Raw genomic sequence first — 24,479 nt, 5'->3', positions numbered from 1 at the left:
ATTACTATTTGTTGGCCGTTTACAAAAGTTAAAATAATGGGTGTGGTCAATAAATATCTGATATATTTGTTTTCAACCAAATTCAACCCATCCTATGGCCCGATTAAATTTATTGGAAGAGACCCGGTACGAGAAGCTGCCGGTAAGCGTTTATGGCAACCAGCAGGAGGCATCCATTGCCGTAGCAGGCAGGATAGCCAAACTTATCCGCGATAAGCAGGCAAAAGGCGAACAGGCAGTGCTTGGCCTGGCAACCGGTGTTACCCCCATCCGTGTTTATGCCGAACTGGTACGCTTACATAAGGAAGAAGGCTTGTCGTTTAAAGATGTTATCACCTTTAATTTGGATGAGTACTATCCCATGAAACCCGACGCCGCCCAAAGCTATGTTACTTTCATGTATGAGAACCTTTTCAGTCATGTTGATATTGATAAAGCCAATGTCCATATCCCCGATGGTACTTTGGATAAAGAAGACGTGGTAGCTTTCTGCCTGGACTATGAAAAGCAAATTGAAGAATTAGGCGGTTTAGACCTGCAGATATTAGGTATCGGCCGTACCGGTCACATCGGTTTTAACGAGCCTGGCTCTGCGCCAAATTCGGGTACCCGTTTGGTTACCCTGGATGATTTGACCCGCAGTGATGCCGCCCGTGATTTTGGCGGCAAGGCCAATGTGCCCACCAAAGCCATCACCATGGGTATTGGCACCATTTTTAAAGCCCGCGAAATTATCCTGATGGCCTGGAGCGCCAAAAAAGCCCCGATTGTAAAAAAAGCTGTTGAAGGCGAAATATCCGGTGAAGTTCCTGCTACCTACCTGCAATTATCAGAGCATGTTGAATTTGTGCTTGACGAAGCGGCAGCATCTGAATTAACCCGCTTTGATACCCCCTGGCTGGTAAAAGATTGTTCATGGGATGATAATACGCTGAAAAAGAAAGCCGTGATCTGGCTGGCTGATACCATTGGCAAACCGGTATTAAAACTTACCGAAGAAGATTATAATAACCATGGTATGGCTCAATTAGCTGTAGAGCAAGGCCCTGTTTACAACATCAATATTGATATTTTTAACCAGATACAGCATACCATTACCGGCTGGCCGGGCGGCAAACCGAATGCTGATGATTCACAACGCCCGGAAAGGGCTTTACCGGCAAAAAAACGCTCGGTTATCTTCTCCCCGCACCCGGATGATGATGTGATTTCGATGGGTGGTACCTTCATTCGCCTGGTCGACCAGGGGCATGATGTGCATGTTGCTTACCAAACATCGGGCAACACCGCAGTTTGGGATGATGATGTACTGCGTTACATGGAATTCGCCATCGACTTTACCAATAGCATTGGTGAAAACGGCGGCCACCTGACCAAATTATACGAAGAGATGCGTGCCTTCTTCCCGCAAAAACAACCCAACCAGATTGATACCCGCGAGATTAGGAATGTAAAAGGTTTCATCCGTAAAACAGAAGCCATCTCGGGAGCCCGTTATGCAGGTTTGGAAGACGACCATATCCACTTTATGGCCCTGCCTTTTTACGAAACAGGTAAAACCAAAAAGAACACCGTTGGCGAAGAAGATATCCAGTTAACCATCGACCTGTTACAAAAAATAAAGCCACACCAGATTTTTGCTGCCGGCGATTTTGCTGACCCGAACGGAACCCACCTGGTTTGCTTTAACATTATTTTAGCTGCTCTTGATCGCCTGAAAGCCACCGAAGATTGGGTGAAAGACTGCTGGTTATGGATGTACCGCGGTGCATGGCACGAATTTGAAACTTACGAAATTGAAATGGCCGTGCCATTATCTCCGCAAGAGGTAATTCGTAAACGCAACGCTATCTTCAAACACCAATCGCAAAAAGACAGGCCTGTATTCCCTGGTGATGATGCCCGCGAATTCTGGGTACGTGCCGAAGACAGGACACGAGACACCGCGCAGAAATATGATCGCCTGGGTTTAGCGGAGTATGAAGCCATGGAAGGTTTTAAGCGATATAAGTTTTGAGTGATGAGTTTTGAGTGATGAGTTTAAAAAAAGCGCCATTTTAATTAACGATAATCTGATTAATGCAGGATTTTAAGAAACTGTTGGTTTGGCAAAAATCGTTCGATTTTGTGTCTGCTATTTACCAGCATACAGCAATGTATCCATCAGAAGAAAAATATGCTTTAATTAGTCAAACACGACGCGCTGTAATATCAATATCAAATAATATCGCCGAAGGCTGTGGTAGGTTCACGCAAAATGATTTAGTTCATTTTTTGCAAATGTCTTTAGGTTCTGCCAATGAAGTTGAAAACTGCCTCCTCATTGCCAATTCTTTGAAGTATCTAAGCGACGAAAACATGAACGAACTTAACGATCGTAACACCGAGATTCGGAAAATGATGCTTTCATTAATCGATAAAATAAGAAAAGGAAATTAGTATATGACAAAAGAGATCTCTACTCAAAACTCATCACTCAAAACTCAAAACCCACGTCTTCTCTCCCTCGACGTAATGCGTGGGGTCACAATTGCCGCCATGATACTCGTGAACGATCCCGGCGATTGGGGCCACATCTATGCACCGCTTGAACATTCCAAATGGAATGGATGTACGCCTACAGACCTGGTATTCCCATTTTTTTTGTTTATGGTTGGGGTATCGGTTACCTATGCCATGGAAAGCAGGAAAGCAACCGTTTCTCATTCCAAACTAATTCTGAAAGCCCTGCAGCGCACCGCTATCTTAATTGCCATCCCCTGGATAACGCAATTGATATTTCATTGGGACCGTGGCTTTTCGCATTTAAGGTTTCCCGGCGTATTGCCCCGTATTGCTTTGGTCTATTTCATTTGTACCATCATCTATCTAAAAACGTCACAAAAAACACGCGATTGGATTTTTGCCGGCGCGTTAATTGGTTATTTTATCATCATGACATTTATCCCCGTTCCGGGTGTAGGTTATGCCAACCTGGAGCCGGCCACCAACATGGGGGCCTGGATAGACAGGTTGGTATTTACCACCAATCACCTCTGGAGTGAATCGCACACCTGGGACCCCGAAGGTTTATTGGGCACCTTACCTGCTGTGGCAACCGGATTGTTCGGTATCAGGATTGGCACCTGGCTGAAGCGGAAAGATGTAGATGACAATGTTAAGGTTAGCTGGATGTTTACCTATGGTGTTATCGCCGTTGTTGCGGGCCTGGTTTGGGACTTATTTTTCCCAATCAATAAAGCCCTGTGGACAAGCTCTTTTGTGCTTTATACCGGCGGATTGGCCACCATTGCGCTTGCACTAAGCTACTGGCTTATTGATGTGCAGGGGCGTAAAAGGTTTACCTATCCTTTTGTGGTTTTTGGGGCCAACGCCATAACGGCGTATGTGCTTTCGGGTTTTATTCCGCATTATATGAACATGATAAAAATTGGCGGTTTATCTATTTATCAAACCTTTTTTGCGCCCCATTTCTCGCCCCTGAATGCCTCATTGGCAAGTGCCATATTTACAGTTATTATATTATGGCTGGTGATGTGGATATTGTATCTTCGAAAAATAATTATCAAAATATAGTAAATGAAATTTAAACCAACCCTTATCGCCTTAATGGGCATTTTGCTCTTCTGCATCACCAACTCAAAGGCGCAAACCACCACTCCATCCTTCAGTGCATCGCAATTAAAAGCGGCCGAAAATTTTTTAATAGCCACCGGTATAAACAGCCAATTTGGAGGAATTGTTGATAACATGATAAATACATCAAGCGCCCAGGTTCCTGAAGCGCAACGAGGCGAATTTGTAAACGTAATGAAACGTTTTATGGTCAAATACTATTCGTGGGATATATTGAAAGGTGAATTTGCAAAAATATACGCCACAGAGTATACCGAAGATGAACTCAATCAGTTAACGGCATTTTACAATTCGCCGCTTGGCAAAAAGTTAAGCGCGAAAACTCCAATTTTAATGCAAAAAGGCATGGCTTTAGGACAAAAAACCATAGCCGACCACAGGCCTGAGCTGGAGCAAATGATGCAAGATGCATTTGCGAAAAAAGAAGCACCCGCGGCCAGGCAATAATTAAGAGCCACAATTTGTAACTAATACTTTCGTTTAGCATCTTAGCATTAAACATTCCCTAAACAATATGAATTTAAATAAACAGCTTTCTGTAGCCGCTTTAGCTTTCCTTATAGCTTCAGGAAGTGCTTTTGCACAAGTTAAAAAAAAGCCGGCGCCATCGCCTAAAAGCAAACCGGTAGCATCGCAATTGCTTGCAAAAGCAGATGTATTGCCCATAGATAATAAGGTAATTATTGGCAAACTGCCTAATGGCCTAACTTATTACATCAGGCAAAATGTTGAACCTAAAAACAAAGCAGAACTTTACCTGGTAAACAAGGCGGGGTCTGTTTTAGAAACCGACGATCAGCAAGGCCTTGCCCACTTTACCGAGCACATGGCCTTTAACGGCACCCGCGATTTCCCTAAAAACCAAATGGTTGATTACCTGCAAAAATCAGGCGTGAAATTTGGCGCCGATTTAAATGCCTACACCTCATTTAACGAAACTGTTTACCAGTTGCCTATCCCTACCGATACGGCAGCTATTTTTAATAATGGCTTTAAAATATTGGCTAACTGGGCAGGCTACGTAAGCTTCGACCCTGCTGAAATTGATAAAGAACGTGGTGTTGTTTTAGAAGAGCAGCGCCTACGTGGGAAAAACGCACAGGAACGTTTGCAGCAACAGATATTACCAGTGTTGCTCAATAACTCTCGTTACGCGTTGCGTTTGCCTATAGGTAAAGAAGATATCCTTAAAAACTTTAAACCCGAGACAATAAAAAGTTTTTACCATGACTGGTACCGCCCCGATTTGCAGGCGGTAATTGCGGTAGGCGATTTTGACCCTAAACATGTTGAAGATTTGATAAAACAAAACTTCTCGGGCCTGCAAAACCCGACTGCCGAAAAACCACGCACAAAGTATACCGTGCCTGCTACACCGGGTACCGCTGTTAAAATAGCTACAGATAAAGAATTCCCTTACACGCTGGCCGAAATCATTGTAAAACATCCTGGCACAACGGTTAAAAACACAGTTGACTATATGCAGAGTGTCAGGATCCGGTTATTTAACCAGATGCTGAATGCCCGTTTAGGCGAATTGCTGCAAAAACCAAATCCACCGTTTTTGTTTGGCCGCTCAAGCTATGGTGGCTTTTTGGGCGAACAGGATGCCTTTACTTCAATTGCTGTTGCAAAAACGCCTGCCGAGTTAGAAGGCGCCATTAAAGCCGTTGTTGCCGAAACAGAACGCGCCCGCAAGTTTGGCTTTACCCTTACTGAGTTGGAACGCGCCAAGCAGGATGCGCTGGTGCAAATGGGTAATGCCTATAAAGAGCGCGATAAAACACGGTCAGCAAATTTTGTACGTGAGTATCAGCAACACTTTTTAGAAGGCGAAGCAATCCCCGGTATTGAGTATGAATACAATTATTATGTAAACAATATTAACAAGATCACGGTAGACCAGATGAATGCTTTGGCCGGTAAATTTATTGGCGACCAGAACAGGGCAGTGATTGTTGAAGCCCCCGAAAAAGATAAAGCTACCTTACCAACCGAAGCCACATTACTGCAATGGATAAGTGCGGCAGGGCAAGGTGTTACGGCCTATGTTGACAATGTATCATCGGAGCCTTTGCTGAGTAAATTACCCGAGGGTACCAAAGTTGTGAATACCGTTGTCGATTCTCTGATCGGTACTACTACATTGACCCTTGGCAACGGCCTTAAAGTGATATTAAAGCCAACCGATTATAAAAACGACCAGATCCTGATTAACGGCTATGCCTTTGGTGGCTCGTCGTTAGCAAGCGATGATGATTTTACATCGGCTAATCTGGCTTCGTCTATCATTAGCAGCAGCGGTATTGCCCAGTTTAACCAGGGCATGCTCGATAAAAAAATGGCCGGCAAAAATGTGAGCATTACGCCTTACATCAGCGAATTTGCCCAGGGTATCTCGGGTAACTCTTCGCCTGCCGATTTTGAAACCGCGCTGCAGTTAATTTACCTGTACTTTACCCAGCCGCGTAAGGATAACGATATCTGGCAATCAACTATTGCCCAAACAAAATCTGTATTGGCCAACAGGGGCCTCGATCCGCCGAGCGTGTTCCAGGACACGGTATCAGCAACATTAAGCAACCACAATTTCAGGGGAATGGTTACCACGCCCGAAAGGCTGAGCAAAGCATCGTTGGATAAAGCCTACAGCTTTTATAAAGCCAGGTTTGCCGATGCAAGCAATTTTACCTTCACCCTGGTGGGTAATTTTGATGTGGAAATGGTAAAACCCTACCTGGAGCATTATTTAGGAGGTTTGCCATCAACCAATAGCAAAGAAACCTACAAGAATTTGAACATTCAACCTCCGGCAGGAGAGATCACCAAAATAGTTAATAAGGGTGAAGCCGAAAAGAGCAGCGTGCAGCTGGTATTTAGCGGAGATTATGAATATAACGATGCCAATAACATCCAAATGGATGCGTTGGAGGAAGTATTGAATATTAAATTGATTGAACGCCTGCGCGAGCAGGAAAGCGGTGTTTATGCTCCTGGCGTAAGGGCTGGTTACCACAAAACGCCAAGCGGCAGGTATAGCATCACCGTTTATTTTGGATGTGCGCCAGCGAATGTTGACAAAATGATTGCCTCTACCTTGGATGAGATAGCCAAGCTTAAACAAAATGGTGCCCTGCCAACCGATATCCAAAAATTTGTAGCCGAAGAAGCCCGCAGCACACGCGAGCAAATGAAAGAAAATGTTTTCTGGGCCGGATACCTGGCATCGTCGTCACAAAACGGCGAAAACCCGGATCAAATTTTGCAACACGTAGGCAACCTGGAACAGGTAACCGTACAAAGCACCAAAGATGCTGCCAACAAATACTTAAGCGGCAAAAACTTCATCAAATTGATTTTACTGCCCGAGAAGAAATAATTATTTTTTGCTGATAGTAAAAGCACCCTGTTGGTTTACCTGGCAGGGCGCTTTTTGTTGAGCCCATCAATATAGTATTTCGCTTAATGCATATTGATATAAGCAGAAGCCGCCTCATGTGCTTTGTGCACCACAACGGCTACACATTTTTTAGTGACCTCGTCTACCTCGAAGGATATGCCGTTATCGGCATCAGTATAAACCTGTACATTGTGTCCGTTGGCTTTATACCTGGTAACGGGTTTTAACGAATAATTTTTTTTAACAGCATCTAAAGCAGTACCAACACCCAAATGACCGACAGTTTTAAACCACGGCGATGTTACCAGTATTTTTTGGACACGGCTGATAGATTCATCTTTGCCACCCATGTTACGGTGCGAATAAATGCTGGTGCGGTAGCCTTTGGTGTCGTGTTTGGCAAACCATACCATTAATGAGCTGCCCATGGCAGCATCCGAGCTATCGGGCTTGCCTAATTGCTTCAAGGCCAGCTCCAGGTCCTGGTCAATCAGGATATGGCCTATTCCTTTTCCCGGCAAAATGAGGCGGTCGGTGGCAACGGAGCCCATAGTCGACGTATCTGATGATATCAGCTTATCGGCTGCAGAATCATCAACGATAGATTTATCGGTTAGGGTAGTATCAGCCGCCCCGGTTTTGGCGGTATCGGCAGTTGGTTGTTTATGGGCTGGCTGGTTACAGGATAACAGGCCTGTTGCCAGCAATATGATCAGGCTATTTTTTATCATACTATAGCTAACAGGATTTATCACTAATTTGTTGGCGCGTATTTGTTGCACTGGCTAACTAAACGCAAATTAAATTGTTAGGCAAAAGATGAGTACAAAAGGCCGGCAGGTTATACAGCATTGGTACAAGCAAAAAAACTGGCAACAGTTCCCCTTTCAGCAGGAAATGGAAGCGGCCTACCTGGGCGGCTACTCCGGCTTGCTTAACGCCCCTACGGGGAGTGGTAAAACCTTTGCCTTGTTTTTGCCCTTCCTGGTCGATTTTATTAACAAGCACCCGGATAATTACACCACGCAAAAAAACAACGGCTTGCTGATGCTATGGATAACCCCATTGCGTGCGCTCACCAATGATATCCGCAAAGCCATGCAGGAAGCCTGCGACGAAATGGGCCTGCCCTGGCACATAGCCACCCGCACAGGCGATACATCTGCAGCAGAAAAAGCCGCACTGAAACGAAAATTGCCCGAGGTGCTGCTTACCACCCCCGAAAGCCTGCACCTGATGCTGGCCCAAAAAGACTACCCCAAATTGTTCAACAACCTGCAGGTGGTAGTTATTGACGAGTGGCACGAACTCCTGGGCACCAAACGCGGTGTGCAGGTGGAGCTGGGATTGTCCCGCCTGAAGGCAGTTTGCAGTCGGCAGTTAGCAGTTGGCAATGCACTATCAAATGAAAATGGGCTATCTGATAATTCTGATAAGATTGATCTGCAAACTGCCCACCGCCCACTGCAAACTGCTCACTGCCAACTCAAAATCTGGGGCATCAGCGCAACCATAGGTAACCTGGAGCAGGCGGCCGAAGTTTTGCTGGGCAATGACTTCCCGGCAGATCAGATCAGGATGGTGCGGGCCAACCTGGAGAAGAAGTTGGATATCCAGTCCATCATCCCCGATAATGTGGAGAATTACTCATGGGCAGGCCATATTGGTTTAAAGCTGCTGCCACAAGTGATGGAGATTGTGGCCAAAAGTAAAACCACGCTGATATTCACCAACACGCGGTCGCAATCCGAGATCTGGTACCATGCTATTTTAGATAATTACCCGGAATACGCAGGCACTATGGCCATGCACCATGGCTCGTTAGATAACGAGTTGCGCAACTGGGTAGAGCAGGCCCTGCATGCCGAGGCTTTGAAGTTGGTAGTATGCACATCCAGCCTCGATCTTGGGGTCGATTTTAGGCCGGTTGATTGCGTAATACAGGTGGGCAGCCCCAAGGGCGTGGCCCGCTTTATGCAGCGCGCCGGGCGAAGCGGCCACCATCCTGGCGCGGTATCACGGGCGTATTTTGTACCCACGCACTCGTTAGAATTGCTGGAAGGGGCCGCGCTTAAAGCCGCCATTAAACGTGGGATATTTGAAAGCCGCGACCCCATGCTGCTTACCATGGACGTGCTGATCCAATACATGGTTACATTGGCCGTATCCGACGGTTTTAGGGCCGATGAGCTGTTTAACGAGGTAAAGGGTACTTACGCCTTTGCCGACCTTACCCGCAACGAATTTGGCCAGCTGCTGGAGTTTATAACCACCGGTGGCAAAACACTGGCGCAATACGACGAGTTTTTAAAAGTAGAAATAGAGAACGGCCTGTACAAAGTAAACAGCCGCAGGGTGGCCATGCGGCACCGCCTAAGCATAGGCACCATAACCAGCGAGCTGAGCATCCGGGTAAAATGGCTGAGCGGCGGTAGCCTGGGTACTATCGAAGAATCCTTTGTATCGAAGCTTAAGCCGGGCAATACCTTCTGGTTTGCAGGCCGTAGCCTGGAGTTTATCCGGGTAAAGGAAATGACGGCATTTGTCAAAAAATCAAACTCCACCAAGGGTTTAATACCCAGCTGGAATGGTGGGCGCATGCCCCTGTCGTCACAACTGGCTGCCGTATTCAGGGATAAGCTGGACGAGGTGGCTCATGGTATCGAAAAAGATGTTGAAGTCATCGCCCTCAAGCCTTTGTTCAAATTGCAGCAGGAGTTATCGCACCTGCCCCAGAGCCACGAGTTTTTGATCGAGTCGTTTAAATCCCGCGAAGGGCACCACCTGTTGTTTTATCCCTTTGAAGGGCGGCTGGTACACGAGGGGATGGCGTCATTGCTGGCCTTCAGGATCAGTAAAATCAGGAATGCCAGCTTCAGCATCGCCATGAACGATTATGGCTTTGAGCTACTTACCGACGAGGACGTACCCATTGAAGATGTACTGGAAGATGCCAGCTTTTTTTCGATAGATAACCTCATTGATGATATCCAGCATAGCCTTAACGCCAACGAGATGGCACGCAGGCGGTTCAGGGATATAGCCCATATTGGCGGGCTGGTGTTTACCGGCTATCCCGGCCAGCAGGTGAAAAATAAACATTTGCAGGCCTCTACCTCCCTATTGTTCGAGGTGTTTACCGAGTATGAGCCGGATAACCTGCTGGTGCGCCAGGCATATAACGAGGCTTTGGCCTTCCAGCTGGAGGAGTTTAGACTGCGGGCGGCTTTACAGCGGATAGCCACCCAAACTATCATCCTGAAAACCATTGAGCGGCCAACCCCATTTGCGTTCCCGATAATGGTTGACAGCCTTGGCCGGGAAAAACTGACCACCGAAACCATGGAAGAACGTATTGCCAAAATGGCCCGCCGCTACGGCGCAGAAGGCGTTGGCGAAGTGGACGAAACCCGCAAAAACCGCAAACCCGGCATCACCCGGAAGAAGGGGTTTTAGGTGGCTGTTCCCGCCTGCAATACCAGCACTTTACAAGCATCTTTTGCACCTTTTATATACTGTGTTACACCTGTTAATAAGGTTAACTAATTGAACATCAAGCGTTATTTGAAGTTACAGACATTAAAGCGCCTTTTATTTTTTTAATTAGTTCCGGTTGATCGCCTGGTACCGTAATATTTAGCCAGCGTGGCAACGTTGACGAATGGATTTAATTGCAAGTGTGTGTACCGGTACGGGGTGAAACAGGGTGACACGCCCTGGTACAGGGTGGTACGCCCTGGTACGGGGTGTTACGCCCTGGTACGGGGTGGTACACTACCAATGGTTAATATTTTTAACCAGGGCAAAACTTCGGATTGGGCGGAAGTATTGCGTAGGCGGGATCAAATAATCGTTTAACGACAATTTGATTTACACCTGCAAGATATATCAGTGCTTATTTTTATATTTATAGAGCAGTAAATCATCCCAAAAACCTATCGCCATGGCCTCAAAAATTAGCTTCAATACCGGTAAAATATCGCGTTTAAACACCTTTATCCCACAGGCCGTAATAGCAGGAGGATTAATATACGTTTCGGGCATGGCGGGGCTTAATCCCGAAACCGGCAAACTGATCGACGATACTTTTGAAGGGCAGGCCCGGCAGGCTTTCACAAACATCCAAACCATACTGCAGGAAGCCGGCAGCCATATGGATAACATCGTAAAAACCACCATCTGGATGGTTAGCGGCCAGGACCCAACCTTTGCAGCCATCAATAAAATTTATGCCGGGTTCTTCCCCAAAAACCCGCCGGCACGCAGCGCCCCGCAGGTGATGCCCTTTCCTGGTGGTATCCTGGTTTCGGTGGAGTGTGTGGCGCTGGTTTAAGGGAATATCATTCGAAGGCAATGTTACCAAAGACTTTTTTACTTGTATCATTTATCCTTGTTTGCGGTTTAATTGAAACGGCCGGGGCACAAACATTTACAGTGCAATCCTTTGAAGGTATTAAAACCCAAATCAAAATAGCCCACGGCAGCAATGATGAAAATGTAACCATCTATTGCCTGCACGACAGTTTAAAATTGAGGTTTTATAACAACATGCAGGATGTAAGCGTGCTCCAAAACAAATTTTTGCAAATTACTTATCGTGTACATGCAGGCTCGGATATTGCCTCCACCAATTTGTTGTTACTGTGTGTTAGCAAGGGCAAACTTTGCCAGGCCCTACACATTATGTCTTTTATAAATGCCTCCATCAAGGCTGTGGATACTGATACCGACACCTTAGTATTGGACGAACACCGCTTTTTTCAGTCAAAATCTCATTTAACAGGCACTAATAAAAGCAATTACAGGTTCAATATTAATTTGCAGGACAAATCAACCTCGAAAAGCGATCCTAAAACCAATTATAGCATCGATACCTCCATGGTGTTGAATTTTGACCCCGATAAGCATGTTTTTTACAGCGACCACCGGGTGGTATCACAATACTTTAGCGTTTACGATTATAAAACATCAAAAGATATTATTCGGTATTTTAAAGGAACTTTCCCGGTAATAAAAATACGCCAAAATATTACCTATTACTTTATAAAAGGCGAATGGTACAACCGTAGCAGCAACAACCAACTATCTAAAGATGCTTAAAGGTAGGCACGTTTTGTGGGGGCATTATTGTCGAAAGGTCCGGTACGCCGACTGTCATAGGGCCTCGGAGTCCTCTATCGAGAGACCCCGAGGGGACAAAAACGATTTGCTTACACACTATATGGAGCATATCTGAGCGGATTGAATGAATACGAAAAGCCAACTGGAAGTGGTGCGGTGATAACTACCGACCACCGGCTGAATCCATTCTTTAGATATATTAAACCTTTCACCAAGTGCATCGTTGGTAATTTTCTTATCGGGTGTGAAATGTCCAAACGATTTTATTATTGTGCCCATTGTTCTATTTCATACTGATGGTTGGGAGCAAATATCTGTGGAATGTAGTAGATTACTTGCAGGCGGCTTTTATCGGTAAGTAATTGGCATGTATTTGGCATAGAGTTTGAAAAAGGTTCAGCTTTCGCTCTTCAATTAAATAAGTGAATCAAATAATTTTTTGGCATTATCGAAATTAGCTCGTAAACTCTCTGACGTTTCTTTTGCTTTTTGATTAGCGAGAGACTCATATGCTTGTTCAAATGATATTGTTATTTGTCCCAAATCTTGTGGTGGTACAGCGATGGGGCTAAAGCTATTTTTATATTCTACATTGCCATCTACTAAGACTTGAAAGATTGTTTCTTTGTATTCGCCAAACGATTTAAGATCCTGATAGCGGATAACTCTATCTCGTCCAATAGTTTCAGCAGTGCCAATTCCTTTATCTTTAAATGGGAGAAAATCCGATAATTCATCATTGATTTGTTTGGAAGATAATTTAGCACCATCTAAGAGCAAAGTTGTTATTCGCAACGGCTGCAACATAGATAACAAATTAATATAACTGAAATAATACTCAATAGATATGTCAGGATCCTGCAAAGAGAGAATGATGCCACGTTTTGTTGCGGCGGATTCTGTGATTATATTAGCTAATATATTTTCATCTTTTGTTGCATAATAATCATTAAGAGAATCTTGAAATCCAAAAACTTCACTCGTTTTTTCTTTCAAAGAAGTTTGATTTAGCTTGTCAAGAATAGTCATTTTAAGCTGCTGTATCTCTGTACTAATTTGAGTTAATTTGTCTAAAACGGTATTAATGCCAATGCCTTCTTGAAAAAGAGAATTAAAATAACTAAATATTACACTCCCTATTGAAGCAAATGGGCTTACAAGATTTGCTAATTCTTCCGAAGAGTTATCGTCTGACGAAGGTTGAAAAATATCTGTCTCCATAGTGTATTTTTTTGCTTAATATGTATCCTCTTTTCAGCTTACGAAGTTTGAGGTTTCCTATTGCTTTATTCTTGTACTCCTAATCTTTTAAGCGCCTCTTTTGCTTGTTGGCTGAGTGATATGTTAGTCGTAATTCCATTAACTGTAACCTGCGTAAAATAATTTTCACCACTTGCTACTGCTCTACGATACCATTCTATGGCTGTATTGATATTTTTAGTTACGCCATAACCGCCCTGTTCATATAATTTTCCTAATTTTAATTGAGAAAAGAGGTCCTTATGTTCAAATGCTTTTTGATACCATTGCACTGCTTGTATATAACTTTTTGTTACGCCTGTTCCGTTGTAGTACATATCTCCCATAGCCGACATTGAACCTGGTTCTCCTGCATCTGCAGCTTTTCGAAACCAATAGATGGCTTGGGCATAACCTTTTGCAACTCCTACACCATTTAAATAAAGCCCTCCTAATTGTCCTTGGGCTCCCGCATCACCTTGTTCTGCTGCTTTTCGATACCAATAAGCCGCCTGTGTATAATTTGCAGTTACTGCTATACCATATAAATACATTAAACCTAATTGTCCCTGGGCTTCCGCATTACCTTGATTTGCTGCTTTTCGATACCAATAAATGGCTTTAGCATCATTTCGTTCTACGACATTAGAGCCACTGTAATAGCACGATGCCAATGCTGATTGGGCTTTCGCATTACCTTGATCTGCTGCTTTTTGCCACCAATAAAAAGCTTGAGTTTGATTACCTTCTCTATTATATTCTACACCCTTATTATAACATTCATCAGCACTTATATTATCATTAGATACAGACATTATACCGCTTGTTTCATTATTCTGCTGTGTATTATCAGTATTGCTATTATCAGAAGAAGATTTTCTGCCATACTCTGCCTCATAATCTTCCTTAAACTCTTCGCCCGTGCCCCTGCAATGAACACATTGTGTTTTGCCCAAGCCATAGCATTTAGAACATACAGTTCTGTCATTGCCGTCTCCGGTGTATCCACTACCATTACATTGCGTACACGTAAAATAGCCTTCGCCGTTACATTCGCTGCAATCTACCAAGATACCCGGTTTTGTATTAACCTTATTTTGCAACTCGGCAAAGCGTTCATTCCTGCCTTTAATATCTTCGTTTATAAAATGCTGCGTCATCGAGCCAATAAGCAAATTTGCCAGGCTTTTCACCGCGTCGGCCACATTGTTATAATTTTGTGCCTGATAATTCAACTTTTGATTTAGTATATTTAGTTGCTCTTGTCGTTGCACTTCTTGTTGCGAAGCAGAATTACCGGTATTGCCTCGCGGATCATTAGCGTTCATAGCCGTATGATAGGAAGAACCATTTTGCGATGAATTGCCAGAAGAGTTATTGTTTGAGTTTGATGCAGTGTTCTTGCTATTTTGCTGTTGCTTACGGGTATTATATTCTGCTACAGTTAAGCCGTTAATGGTTTCCTGCACTGTATTTATTCCTTTATTCTCATCATAATAAAACCGGTAAGTATCGCCGTTTTGTGTATAGCGGACCTCTGCAGCCACCGTTTTTATTACTTGTTTAAATACATGCCAGTTACCCTGATTATTTTCTTTGTGAATGTAGCCGCCAGCTACTTCATTTCCTCCTGTAGAAAACCCGGATTCGCCTGTTGTGCCATCACATTTAACGCCCCGCAAGGTAACGTAAAGTTTTACCGGGAAAGGGAATGTATGCCCTATCGCCACCTGTGGCCAGCCACATCCGCAATTTTGCGGATACTGTACCTGATACATTAAGTTACCAAGACTTGTGCTTAATGGCGTTACTACATTAGTCCAGTGCATATTGCAAGGATTATCGCTGGATTGAGCATTACTTATAAAATAGCTGAATAACAGCATCAAAAAGATAAAAAAGTGCTTTTTCATGATCAATTAGGACATTTCAATAGTTCAATTATGGAATTACTTAGGAAGTACATCCCTTTTTGAATAAAATTATTGTCTCCTCAAATTTTTTGCAATCACCATTTATAGTGATTTTTAAGAGAAAATTTTATTTTAGTACCCATATTTCAACCTGAAACTCTTATATGAAACTTGAGTTGTTTAACAGTGAGGCGACTAAGATTTGGAAACGAGCTTCCGATAGCGAAGAACAAGCAACCGAACTCCTGCAACTTGAAATAAACCTTTATAAAAAACTGCTTATTTTTTTCCAGATCGGCGAAAGCTGCCATTTTATCTTCAATTTCCAACAAATACGCTTTGACTTTATAAGCGATGAGGCCACCACAATGTTGGGTTATGCCAAAGATGAAATCACACCGGTACTGCTCATGGAAAGCATCCATCCCGATGATCGTGCGTGGTTTCTGAATTGCCAGGATGTTTCGGTAAACTTTGTTTTAGGGTTACCTTCTGAAAAACAGATGAAATATAAAGTACGGATTGATTATCGGATCAAAAAGAAAAGCGGCGAATATATTCGCATCATGCACCAGGTGGTTATTATACATAACGATAACTCAGGAAAAATATTAAGAAACCTGGTGGTATTTACGGATATTTCCCAATTAAAGAAAAGTGAAAAACCGATTATGTCATATATCGGCATGGATGGCGAGCCATCTTACCTGGATGTAGATGTAAAAAGTTATTTCCTCGAAGAAAGCGATCTGTTAAGCAAGCGCGAAAAAGAAATACTTTACCTGTTAGCTGAAGGTAAGGCAAGCAAACAAATAGCCGATATTTTGTATATCAGCAAACATACGGTAGATACTCACCGGAAAAACCTGCTGCGTAAAACCAACACGGCAAGCACTATTGAATTGATCAATAAAACAATCCGGGAAGGGTTGATTTAATGAACTGAAACACACTGAATTTTTCAGAATTAAGCTTTTTTTAGGTTAGTGTGTGGTTAAGCTATTTAGACGAGAAATGGTTATATTCACAAATTCCATCTGACAATCTATAAAACCACCCGACAGTCAGATCAAGTTGTGGCTATATATTTGAAGTATGTCTGTCATTGATTTAACGAATAATTGAATGCCACCTTCGAAAACTTGTTTATTAGTAAAACGCAAAAAATGATTCTGTTCTGAAAACGTTTGCTTATTTATTGGATTTGCACTACAGTCGTTGGGGACAATCACAATAATGGCTTCTTTTATTGAATTGCAGTGCTGCTTTACTTCTTGAAGCATTTTCTTTAAATCTTCTGAAGTTATTTGCGTTTCTTCTGACATTTTTATTTTTAAATTTTTTTGCAGTGTTTTTCAGGAAAAGGCACGAAAAAAAAAGTAGGATATTAAAAATGGTTATTACCGAGCACAAATAGCGCAACCGCCCATAACGACGCCATTATTAAAATGGTATTCGTAATATGCTTCATTCGCAGTTGCCCCAGGCTCACCGCAACTTCCACATTTCCAATAGACAACAAAATCTTTTGGTTGAATAGGACAAATCGGATTTTTTATTTCTTGCGGAGTGCTTACTTCAATTAGTTCTACTATCGTATTGTAGAGCTTAGAATGAAGTGCTGTCGGCTTTGTTGTTACTTCAGATTTCATAAATAATAGCATATCATCAATGCCTTGAAATGATTGACCAAACTCAATTTTAAAGGCGAAATTTTCTGAATTTGGCTTCAATGTATTTTCCATAGTAAAATTTAATTATCTATTATTCCCTTTTCGGCTTACGAGGCTTTATTGATTTTGAAATTTATTATACCTGATGGCTGGTAATGGGTAAAATATTAGTTTAAAATTACCCCTTGCTTCATTTACCCGCAATCACCATTTATAGTGATTTTTTCAACAAAAATTTTATTTTAGCACCTATATTTCAACCTGGAACTCTTATATGAAACTTGAGTTGTTTAACAACGAGGCGACTAAGATTTGGAAACGTATATCAGATAGCGAAGAACGTACTGCCGAACTGCTGCAACTTGAGATTGATGTATATAAGAAACTACTTATCTTTTTTCAGATCGGTGAAAGCTGCTACCTCATCTTCAATTTCCAGTTAGTCCATTTTGATTTTATAAGCGAAGAAGTCAAGACATTGCTTGGTTATAACAGGCAGGAATTTTCAGCTGATCACATTATCCAAAATATCCATCCCGATGACAGGGCCTGGTTTCTTAACTGCCAGGAAACGTCCGGGCAATTTTTATTCAGCCTGAGTCCGCAAACGCAAATGAAGTATAAATTGCGGATTGATTACAGAATTAAAAAGCAAAGCGGCGAATATATACGGGTAATGCACCAGGCAGTAGTCATACAAAACGATGATGATGGGAAAATAATCAGATGCCTGATAGTTTTAACGGATATTAGCCACCTCAAAAAGGACGGCAAGCCTGTTATGTCATACATCGGCATGGATGGTGAGCCTTCGTACCTGGATGTAGATGTTAAAAATCATTTCCGGGAAGAAAGTAACTTATTAAGTAAACGTGAAAAAGAAATACTCTATCTTTTAGCGGAAGGCAAGCCAAGCAAACAAATAGCCGATATTTTGTATATCAGCAAACATACCGTAGATACTCACCGGAAAAACCTGCTGCGTAAAACAGGTTCGGCAAGTACCGTAGAACTGATTAATAAGACCATACGGGACGGACTGGTATAATTTAGTTTCACCTTCGCTATCGTTTGTGCAATGCCACTAAATTAATGATAAAGAATCTGACAGTAAGTATTTTGATTTTCAGCCTGTGTTCGGTGTCATCACACCGCCCCAGGCTGAGTCAGCGGTAAAACTTGCGCATTGTCTTGCCATGGTGGTGGCAGAGCCGGTCATAGGCGTCTATCAATAGCCAGATATAAACCAAAGCCCCCAAAATCAGATGCCGGTATACCACGACCACCCTGAAGTAATATCGGGCCCCGGATCAGTGAATTTATCAGTCACCACAATGCGCTGCAAAAATTTAACGTTTTTGTAGCCCAGCTGCGTTTCTACCCTCAGGCGTAAGGGCGCGCCGTTACGCGCAGGTAGGTCTTCGCCGTTCATGGTATGGGCCAGTATGGTTTGCGGATGAAATGCATCAAGCATATCAATGCTTTCGGCATAGTTGTCGAAGCCGTATAGGGCTACATAACGTGCGGTTTTTAAAATGCCGGCATCTTTTAGCAGGGCGCTTAGTGGTACGCCTGTCCATTCGGCAATGGCGCTCCAGCCTTCCTCGCAGGTGTGCCGGGTTATTTGGGTTCGCGCACCCAGTTTCTTAAGGTCATCCATCGAATATTTACGCGATTTGGCCACGCAACCTTCTACAACAAGTTCAAAATCTTTAAAATTATTGAGTTGCAGCTGCTGATAGGCTTTGCTGTAGGCTTTTTTGCTCGCCGGATCGGCGGGGTCGCCAATATCGGTTACCGGGAAGCTGGTTATCTCGCTTTTTTGATACTCCACAGCCAGGGCCCGCTGCGAAAGCAGGCCGCGCTGGGCAATGTAGGTTAAATCGTCGCCCATCCGCAAAATATTGCCGTAGGTGGGCGGTGCTTTTTTAAGGCAGCCCGAAAGCAAAAGCGCACCGGCGGAGGTAAGTCCTGTTAAAATAGCCTGGCGGCGGTTCATCAGTAGTTTTCTTTTCATAACTACCTGCCAAAAGTTATTGCCCAAATATTTCGTTTAAACCCCGATCTGATCACCATAACCACATGTACCAGCAAAAACAGCAACAATAAAACTGCCGCAAAAAAGTGGATAGTGCGCGCCGATTGATGGCCGAAAAATATTTTCAGCAAAAAGGGATAAGATGCTGTAATAGCCGGCGACATGGTGAAGCCGGTTAAAATAACCACCGGGAACAGCAAAAAGATAACTGATAGATAGGTGATCTTTTGCAATAGCCCATATTTGCCCGTGTAGTGCATGCGTCTGTGCAAATGCGCGGCAACATCGCGCCAAAGTAGCTTTAAACTAAATTCGCGGCTGCGCGGCACCAGGTTATGCCAAAAATGCCCGCTGTAAAACCCTGCTATAAAATAGATGATGCCTGTTAACACCATGAACCAAGCGGCCAAAAAGTGCGTACTACGCCCCCAGCCATTTTCATTAAAAATATCGTAAGTGCGGGCCGCGGTTACCTGCTGCCCGGTTACGTGCTTAAACGGTATGCTTTTATTCCAGCCGCCATGGTGGTAGTTGCGGCTTATCGGGAGTTCAAACAGTGCCGGGGTAAGGTCGTTACCTGCCTTGCCCCAGTAAAGCCTGGGGTGCGACATCAGGATAACAAAACCACTAACCGTAAGCACCAGGAAACTAAGGGTAATAATAAAGTGCGCGCCTTTAACCCAGGGTTTGTGTGGTACAACTTCGGTCTTAGGGCTTTGCGATAAGTTCATTCCTGCGGCGGTGACAAGTACGTTTACATAAACAGAATAAATATAAAGGTATTGGTTGAAAATATCAAAAAACCAGCGATTTGTGATTTGACCTAAGCTGAGATTCGACGTAGTTTCCCTGAGCGTGCGTTTGGCGCGTGTACCGGCGTGCCTGCGCAAAATATTGAGCGGTGATATATCAAATTACCCATCTGTTGCAAATGCAACAAATACTAAAGTATTTGCAACAAACTCAAAAGTTATACCGCGCATTATTTTGTTTTTTTGAAAACATCAAAAAAACTACCATGAATAAGTTTTACCTGGCCGGCGTTTTAGTTGTGCTGTTATTCTCTGTTATCGCCTTTACAAACGATACTAATCCCCTTGTTGGGAAATGGGAATATTCGACCACTTCCCAGGGACAGCCTTTTAAGTTGCTGGCGATTTTCAGGGCCAACAGCACTTTTGATGGCTTTATCAACAAAAAAGAATTTGTGAGCGGCACCTATCACATGAAACACGATACGATGTACATTTCCGATCCAACCTGTAATGCTAAGTATGAAGGTATTTATAAAGTTCAATTTTTAGGCCAACTTGATTCGCTTAGGTTTCATGTGATACAGGATACCTGTACAGGCCGCAGGGAAGGGACTGATGGATTTCTGTTTAAAAAAATAACTACGGTCAAATAGCAATAGCATGAATGAAAAAGTTTTGCATTATCCTTTTTGCGTTGGGTATTATCCTGATCTTTTCGCAAAGCGCTTTTAAAAACGATGAACCGGTAACCGCTGTAGCACTGGGCCGCAAACTATTTTTTGACCCGATATTATCCCGCACAAAAAAAATCAGCTGCGGATCCTGTCATAAAGAAGAATTTGCCTTTTCGGATACTTCTGCCGTTAGTTTAGGGGTACACAGCAGGAAAGGTGTGCGGAATACGCCCTCGGCCATGAATATGAGCTTGCAGGTAGCTTTCTTTTGGGACGGACGCGCCACTACGCTGGAGCAACAGGCGCTGATTCCGCTTCAAAATCCGATAGAAATGGATTTGCCCTTAGCTACCGCCATATGGCGCCTGCAAAATAGTGCTTACTATAAAAATGCTTTTTTTGCTGTTTTCCGGGAAGCGCCCAATGCTGCTAATTTAGCGAACGCATTATCAGCATTTGAACGGACATTAGAAACAGGCGATTCGCCATTTGATGACTGGCGCCTGAATGATAATGAAGCTGCCGTAACCGAATCGGCCAAAAGGGGCTTTGCTATTTTCAATACCAAAGGCCGGTGTATCCAATGCCATTTCGGCCCCGATTTCAACGATGTGGAATTTCGCTCCATCGGCCTGTATGATCAAAAAACACTAATCGACAGCGGCCGGGCCTGCGTAACCAAAAAAGAAAATGACCTGGGCAGGTTCAAGATAGGCGCTTTGCGAAACGTAGCTATAACCGCTCTTTATATGCATAACGGCATGTTTAAAACACTGCGGCAGGTTATTGATTACTATAATGATCCGGATAAATTAGTGCCGCACGCTATAAACCGCGATACCCTGCTTAACACACCAATGGGCTTAACCGAACAGGAAAAAAACGACCTGGAGAGTCTCCTGACTTCATTAACTGACAAAAGGTTCTCGGCTAAGTTAAAAAAGATACGACCACAGGCTGGCAAGCATGCGTTTTAACCCTTGTTGCCTGTTGTCTACCACTGTTCTATTTTCCAACTTCGAACCACTATGCTCGTGGTTTGTAACTGTAGGATTTCATCCTGCCATAGCAAGAATCTTGCTAATTATTGAATGTGTAACCCCCGAATGGTTAAGCTTCATCCGGGAGTTTTGTATTTTTAATCGGGGCAAAAGAATAACACAAAAGTACTAAGGTTAACAACCAATATCGTCGATTTACTAAAGACATGGCTTATAGGCGCAGATGCCAGGATACTTGCAGCAGCGAAAATAAACGGCAACCTGCGGGTACGAAAAAGCACTTGCAGTAGTGTAGCCACTCAATGTAACCTTGTAGACTTACCTTTTAATCAATACCCCTGGCTTACCGATTTTGCATTAAAATCGGGCGCGCTCCTGATGGCATTGGCCGGTTTAAAACGGAAAACTTTTTCATCAAAGCCGGTGTATTGCTCCAACTGAAACCCTGTTAATTTTTGTGTGTTAAGGTTGATAGTGGTTACATGGAGATATTTTGAAAGATCGGGCATTTTTATATTGGTAAATTTGGCGGCCGCAGGCGAATACAGATCTGTAATGATACCTGGTCCGTTAGTATTTTCGAAATTGGCATGGTAGTAATCAAACGTTCCGGAAAATGAAGGCACAAAATTGGCAAGCGTTGTGCCCGATACATTGAACGTGGCATCAAAGCCATCTATCTTAGCCGGAATTGTTGTTCCGGTGGTTACTATCTCGTACATTTTATCTCCTATCCGGTAACTGGCATAAGTATCGTATTCAGGAAATGTTTCGGTTGGGTAAGCAACATTAATGGTATTTAGGGGAGATGTACCCGAACTTAATACCATTGCATCAAAGTAATCGGGTTTACTTTTTGCATACACCGAAAATGCAAAATTGCTTACCGGGGCCGTCACTGTTTTCACCAGCGGTGTTTTATTGATAGCGGCGAAGTCGATACGCACATATGAGTCGGGCGTTACATTAAAAAAGGCGTATGTTTGTTTGTTATTTTTATTCATCTGCGCGTATAACCTGGCATTGTCATCTACATACGTTAGCGGGCCCATAGTGGTAGTGTCTGCAAGCGATTGCGAAATGGCAGCATTAACGTTTGAACTTACCAACAGGTAATCGTACGGTGTGGCATTCTCATAATACAGTTGCAAACGTTTTTTTTCTTGCTGCGGCAAAACAGCATAAAAGTTATTGTACGTACTTCCCTTTTTAACCTGCAGGTAACCCTCAACATGCGATTTGCCGCCATCGCCAGGATTGATAATCACAAAAAGGTTAAAACGGTCGGCTTCATAAGGATTTTGGGAGTTTAATTTGAAGGTGCGCGTTCCGGCCAGGTACTGCAATTCGCTTATAATATTGCCTGTAATATCAGTAGCTACAAAATAAACACTGCTGGCATGGGCGATATAATAATCGTTTAAATCGATATTGACTGTTGCCAGCGTTGCTGAGCCAACAGGTAACTGGTTATACGCAAACTTTGCAAAAATTACCTGCAATTGCCCCTTATCTATTATCACCTGCAGGTTGCTATGCGTTAGCGTTGTAACAGCGGGCATTACTTTTACAACCGATTGGCCGCTTGCTTTTGCCGTAAACGCAACCGAACCGGTGGCGCCGGCCTTAACGTAAATATAATAAAAACCATTGCTAAGCCCCATTTTGTATTGTTTTGATGCGCCCTGGCTGGTAAAAAACGGAATGGTATTATCGGCAATGTAGCTTTTAGCAATAGTTATTAAACCGTCGGTAGTTGATGCTGTTAGTGAAACAGCCCGGCTTTTTGCAAGGTCATAATTGTTTATTTGCGCGTTGAAGCGCAAAAAGGTATCGGCAATTGCTGTTTGATATTTTGACGATATATTGATATCATAATGTCCTTCGGCCAGCTTTTTATGATAGGATGCTAAATTGCTGAAGGTTAAACTATCGGTAACAGATGCCTGCCCCCCTGGTGCGTTAGCAGCCGCATCAATTTTAACTAATAGGGTGCCGCCTGCTACGTTTACCCAACTGCTATTTAAAAAAGATGGCAACTTAATATCCTGGATGCTTAACTCCGGATCAACGGTTATAACCGGCTCTTTACTTTTACTACACCCGCTTATCATAAACAACAACACAGGAAACAAAATTGGAAAATACTTTTTCATTTTTAAGGCGATAGGTTATTGGAGCAAAGTGTTGTTTATTTTAAATGGGATAGCGTTAATATCAACCCCGTGGGCAGCGTTAGGCTTTGGCAAAACATCATATTGGTTAAGGGCTGCTACCGTAATATCTTTTATAAAAATATCGCCAGTGACAGCCTGGGTAAATGTTAACCGCCCGCTAATGCCTCCCTTTACATATAAAAAATAATAACCGTTAGCTTTACCCAAATCAACACTATTAGTTGTCCCGACTGCCGTAAATGTGGGCACCTGCGTTGTATCGGCATAAGCAGTACTTATTGTGATCAGCCCATCGGTTGTCATGGCGGGCAGGCTTATAGTTCCATCCTTATCAATTTTATAGTCGGCTACTGAGGCGTTAAACCTTATAAACAAATCGGCTGCTGCAGTACTGGTTGTTTTAAGGGCGATGTCATAGGTGGCACCTGCTAACTGCTGCGTATAGCTGTTGGAGTTATCCAGCACCATGCTACGGCTAAATGATGAAAGCGATATATCGCTATCGGTAGCTTTTACATTGCAGGTAAGCGTCGCATTTCCGCCCAAAACATGTGTCCAGCCGGGCGACGAAACTGCATAACCGATTGTGGTAAGCGCAACTTTGTAGGAACTGCTTTTTGCAGGCATTTTATCTTTTGAACAGCCGCAAAACAAAAACGCAACTGCACATAACAGGTGTAAAGGTTTTATCACTTGTGAGGGTTTAGTATGTTGATCTTTTTTATTGCACCTAAAATAAGAAACTTAATGCATAATAACATCCGTTAAGAAAAAAACGGCAGCTATTTCACCCGGCCACGATAAGAACCTTGCTAAGTAATGAGTATGCAACACCTGATGTTTAAGTTTCGC

Annotated in this window: 21 protein-coding genes; 12 read left to right on the top strand and 9 right to left on the bottom strand. The window is 43.3% G+C overall.

Annotation, left to right across the window (positions count from 1 at the left end; all coding sequences use genetic code 11):
• The first annotated feature begins 94 nt into the window (after positions 1-94).
• From nagB to ACFGVS_RS24725, 5 genes are all read left to right on the top strand, one after another.
• A complete protein-coding gene (nagB, locus tag ACFGVS_RS24745) occupies positions 95-2,017 on the top strand; it encodes a glucosamine-6-phosphate deaminase (RefSeq protein ID WP_439695980.1) in 1,923 nt (640 codons plus the stop codon).
• Positions 2,018-2,079: 62 nt separating this feature from the next.
• Positions 2,080-2,439, top strand: coding sequence for a four helix bundle protein (locus ACFGVS_RS24740; protein WP_147053479.1), 360 nt, complete (start codon positions 2,080-2,082; stop codon positions 2,437-2,439).
• Between the two features lie 3 nt (positions 2,440-2,442).
• On the top strand, positions 2,443-3,576 hold the full coding sequence (locus tag ACFGVS_RS24735; RefSeq protein WP_439695979.1) for an acyltransferase family protein: 1,134 nt from the start codon (positions 2,443-2,445) through the stop codon (positions 3,574-3,576).
• A 3-nt stretch (positions 3,577-3,579) separates the two neighbouring features.
• Positions 3,580-4,083 carry a DUF2059 domain-containing protein gene (locus ACFGVS_RS24730; protein WP_090651742.1) on the top strand — a complete coding sequence of 168 codons (504 nt, stop codon included), beginning with the start codon at positions 3,580-3,582 and terminating at the stop codon, positions 4,081-4,083.
• A 67-nt stretch (positions 4,084-4,150) separates the two neighbouring features.
• Positions 4,151-7,015 carry a M16 family metallopeptidase gene (locus ACFGVS_RS24725; RefSeq protein WP_439695978.1) on the top strand — a complete coding sequence of 955 codons (2,865 nt, stop codon included), beginning with the start codon at positions 4,151-4,153 and terminating at the stop codon, positions 7,013-7,015.
• An 83-nt stretch (positions 7,016-7,098) separates the two neighbouring features.
• Here ACFGVS_RS24725 and ACFGVS_RS24720 read toward each other — a convergent pair whose 3' ends face one another.
• Entirely contained in the window at positions 7,099-7,767 is a 669-nt protein-coding gene (locus ACFGVS_RS24720) for a hypothetical protein (protein WP_439695977.1), read from the bottom strand.
• A gap of 88 nt (positions 7,768-7,855) precedes the next feature.
• Between ACFGVS_RS24720 and ACFGVS_RS24715 the strand changes: the two genes are divergently transcribed.
• The 3 genes from ACFGVS_RS24715 (at position 7,856) to ACFGVS_RS24705 (ending at position 12,136) form a co-directional block, all read left to right on the top strand.
• A complete protein-coding gene (locus ACFGVS_RS24715) occupies positions 7,856-10,492 on the top strand; it encodes a ligase-associated DNA damage response DEXH box helicase (protein WP_439695976.1) in 2,637 nt (878 codons plus the stop codon).
• A 487-nt stretch (positions 10,493-10,979) separates the two neighbouring features.
• Entirely contained in the window at positions 10,980-11,369 is a 390-nt protein-coding gene (locus ACFGVS_RS24710) for a RidA family protein (protein ID WP_439695975.1), read from the top strand.
• Between the two features lie 20 nt (positions 11,370-11,389).
• A complete protein-coding gene (locus ACFGVS_RS24705; protein ID WP_439695974.1) occupies positions 11,390-12,136 on the top strand; it encodes a hypothetical protein in 747 nt (248 codons plus the stop codon).
• 435 nt (positions 12,137-12,571) lie between these two features.
• Here the strand turns inward: ACFGVS_RS24705 and ACFGVS_RS24700 are convergent, their stop codons facing one another.
• Both ACFGVS_RS24700 and ACFGVS_RS24695 read right to left on the bottom strand, forming a co-directional pair.
• Complete coding sequence (locus tag ACFGVS_RS24700) at positions 12,572-13,378, bottom strand: hypothetical protein (RefSeq protein ID WP_439695973.1); 807 nt, start codon at positions 13,376-13,378, stop codon at positions 12,572-12,574.
• 65 nt (positions 13,379-13,443) lie between these two features.
• Positions 13,444-15,309: a hypothetical protein gene (locus tag ACFGVS_RS24695; RefSeq protein WP_439695972.1), complete on the bottom strand. Its 1,866-nt coding sequence runs from the start codon at positions 15,307-15,309 to the stop codon at positions 13,444-13,446.
• Between the two features lie 164 nt (positions 15,310-15,473).
• Here ACFGVS_RS24695 and ACFGVS_RS24690 point away from each other — a divergent pair, with 164 nt between their 5' ends.
• Complete coding sequence (locus ACFGVS_RS24690; protein ID WP_439695971.1) at positions 15,474-16,247, top strand: LuxR C-terminal-related transcriptional regulator; 774 nt, start codon at positions 15,474-15,476, stop codon at positions 16,245-16,247.
• A gap of 126 nt (positions 16,248-16,373) precedes the next feature.
• Here ACFGVS_RS24690 and ACFGVS_RS24685 read toward each other — a convergent pair whose 3' ends face one another.
• Positions 16,374-16,634 (bottom strand): hypothetical protein, encoded by a 261-nt coding sequence (locus ACFGVS_RS24685; RefSeq protein WP_439695970.1) that lies wholly within the window; start codon positions 16,632-16,634, stop codon positions 16,374-16,376.
• 75 nt (positions 16,635-16,709) lie between these two features.
• Positions 16,710-17,054: a hypothetical protein gene (locus ACFGVS_RS24680; protein WP_439695969.1), complete on the bottom strand. Its 345-nt coding sequence runs from the start codon at positions 17,052-17,054 to the stop codon at positions 16,710-16,712.
• A gap of 202 nt (positions 17,055-17,256) precedes the next feature.
• Between ACFGVS_RS24680 and ACFGVS_RS24675 the strand changes: the two genes are divergently transcribed.
• On the top strand, positions 17,257-18,030 hold the full coding sequence (locus tag ACFGVS_RS24675; RefSeq protein WP_439695968.1) for a LuxR C-terminal-related transcriptional regulator: 774 nt from the start codon (positions 17,257-17,259) through the stop codon (positions 18,028-18,030).
• Between the two features lie 213 nt (positions 18,031-18,243).
• Here ACFGVS_RS24675 and ACFGVS_RS24670 read toward each other — a convergent pair whose 3' ends face one another.
• Positions 18,244-18,999, bottom strand: a complete 756-nt coding sequence (locus tag ACFGVS_RS24670; RefSeq protein WP_439695967.1) for a molybdopterin-dependent oxidoreductase — start codon at positions 18,997-18,999, stop codon at positions 18,244-18,246.
• 2 nt (positions 19,000-19,001) lie between these two features.
• Complete coding sequence (locus ACFGVS_RS24665; RefSeq protein WP_439695966.1) at positions 19,002-19,910, bottom strand: cytochrome b/b6 domain-containing protein; 909 nt, start codon at positions 19,908-19,910, stop codon at positions 19,002-19,004.
• Positions 19,911-20,038: 128 nt separating this feature from the next.
• Here ACFGVS_RS24665 and ACFGVS_RS24660 point away from each other — a divergent pair, with 128 nt between their 5' ends.
• Together ACFGVS_RS24660 and ACFGVS_RS24655 are read left to right on the top strand one after the other, a co-directional pair.
• Positions 20,039-20,428, top strand: coding sequence for a hypothetical protein (locus ACFGVS_RS24660; RefSeq protein WP_439695965.1), 390 nt, complete (start codon positions 20,039-20,041; stop codon positions 20,426-20,428).
• A gap of 11 nt (positions 20,429-20,439) precedes the next feature.
• Positions 20,440-21,426, top strand: coding sequence for a cytochrome-c peroxidase (locus tag ACFGVS_RS24655; protein ID WP_439695964.1), 987 nt, complete (start codon positions 20,440-20,442; stop codon positions 21,424-21,426).
• Positions 21,427-21,779: 353 nt separating this feature from the next.
• On the opposite strand, the gene ACFGVS_RS24650 is transcribed toward ACFGVS_RS24655, so the two are convergent.
• Entirely contained in the window at positions 21,780-23,606 is a 1,827-nt protein-coding gene (locus tag ACFGVS_RS24650) for a hypothetical protein (protein WP_439695963.1), read from the bottom strand.
• 15 nt (positions 23,607-23,621) lie between these two features.
• Entirely contained in the window at positions 23,622-24,320 is a 699-nt protein-coding gene (locus tag ACFGVS_RS24645) for a hypothetical protein (RefSeq protein WP_439695962.1), read from the bottom strand.
• Between the last annotated feature and the right edge of the window lie 159 nt (positions 24,321-24,479).

The sequence above is a fragment of the Mucilaginibacter sediminis genome (assembly GCF_051903035.1).
Lineage (GTDB): Bacteria > Bacteroidota > Bacteroidia > Sphingobacteriales > Sphingobacteriaceae > Mucilaginibacter.
The sequence above is the reverse complement of the archived record's forward strand: the minus strand, read 5'-3'. Positions and strand labels throughout refer to the sequence as shown.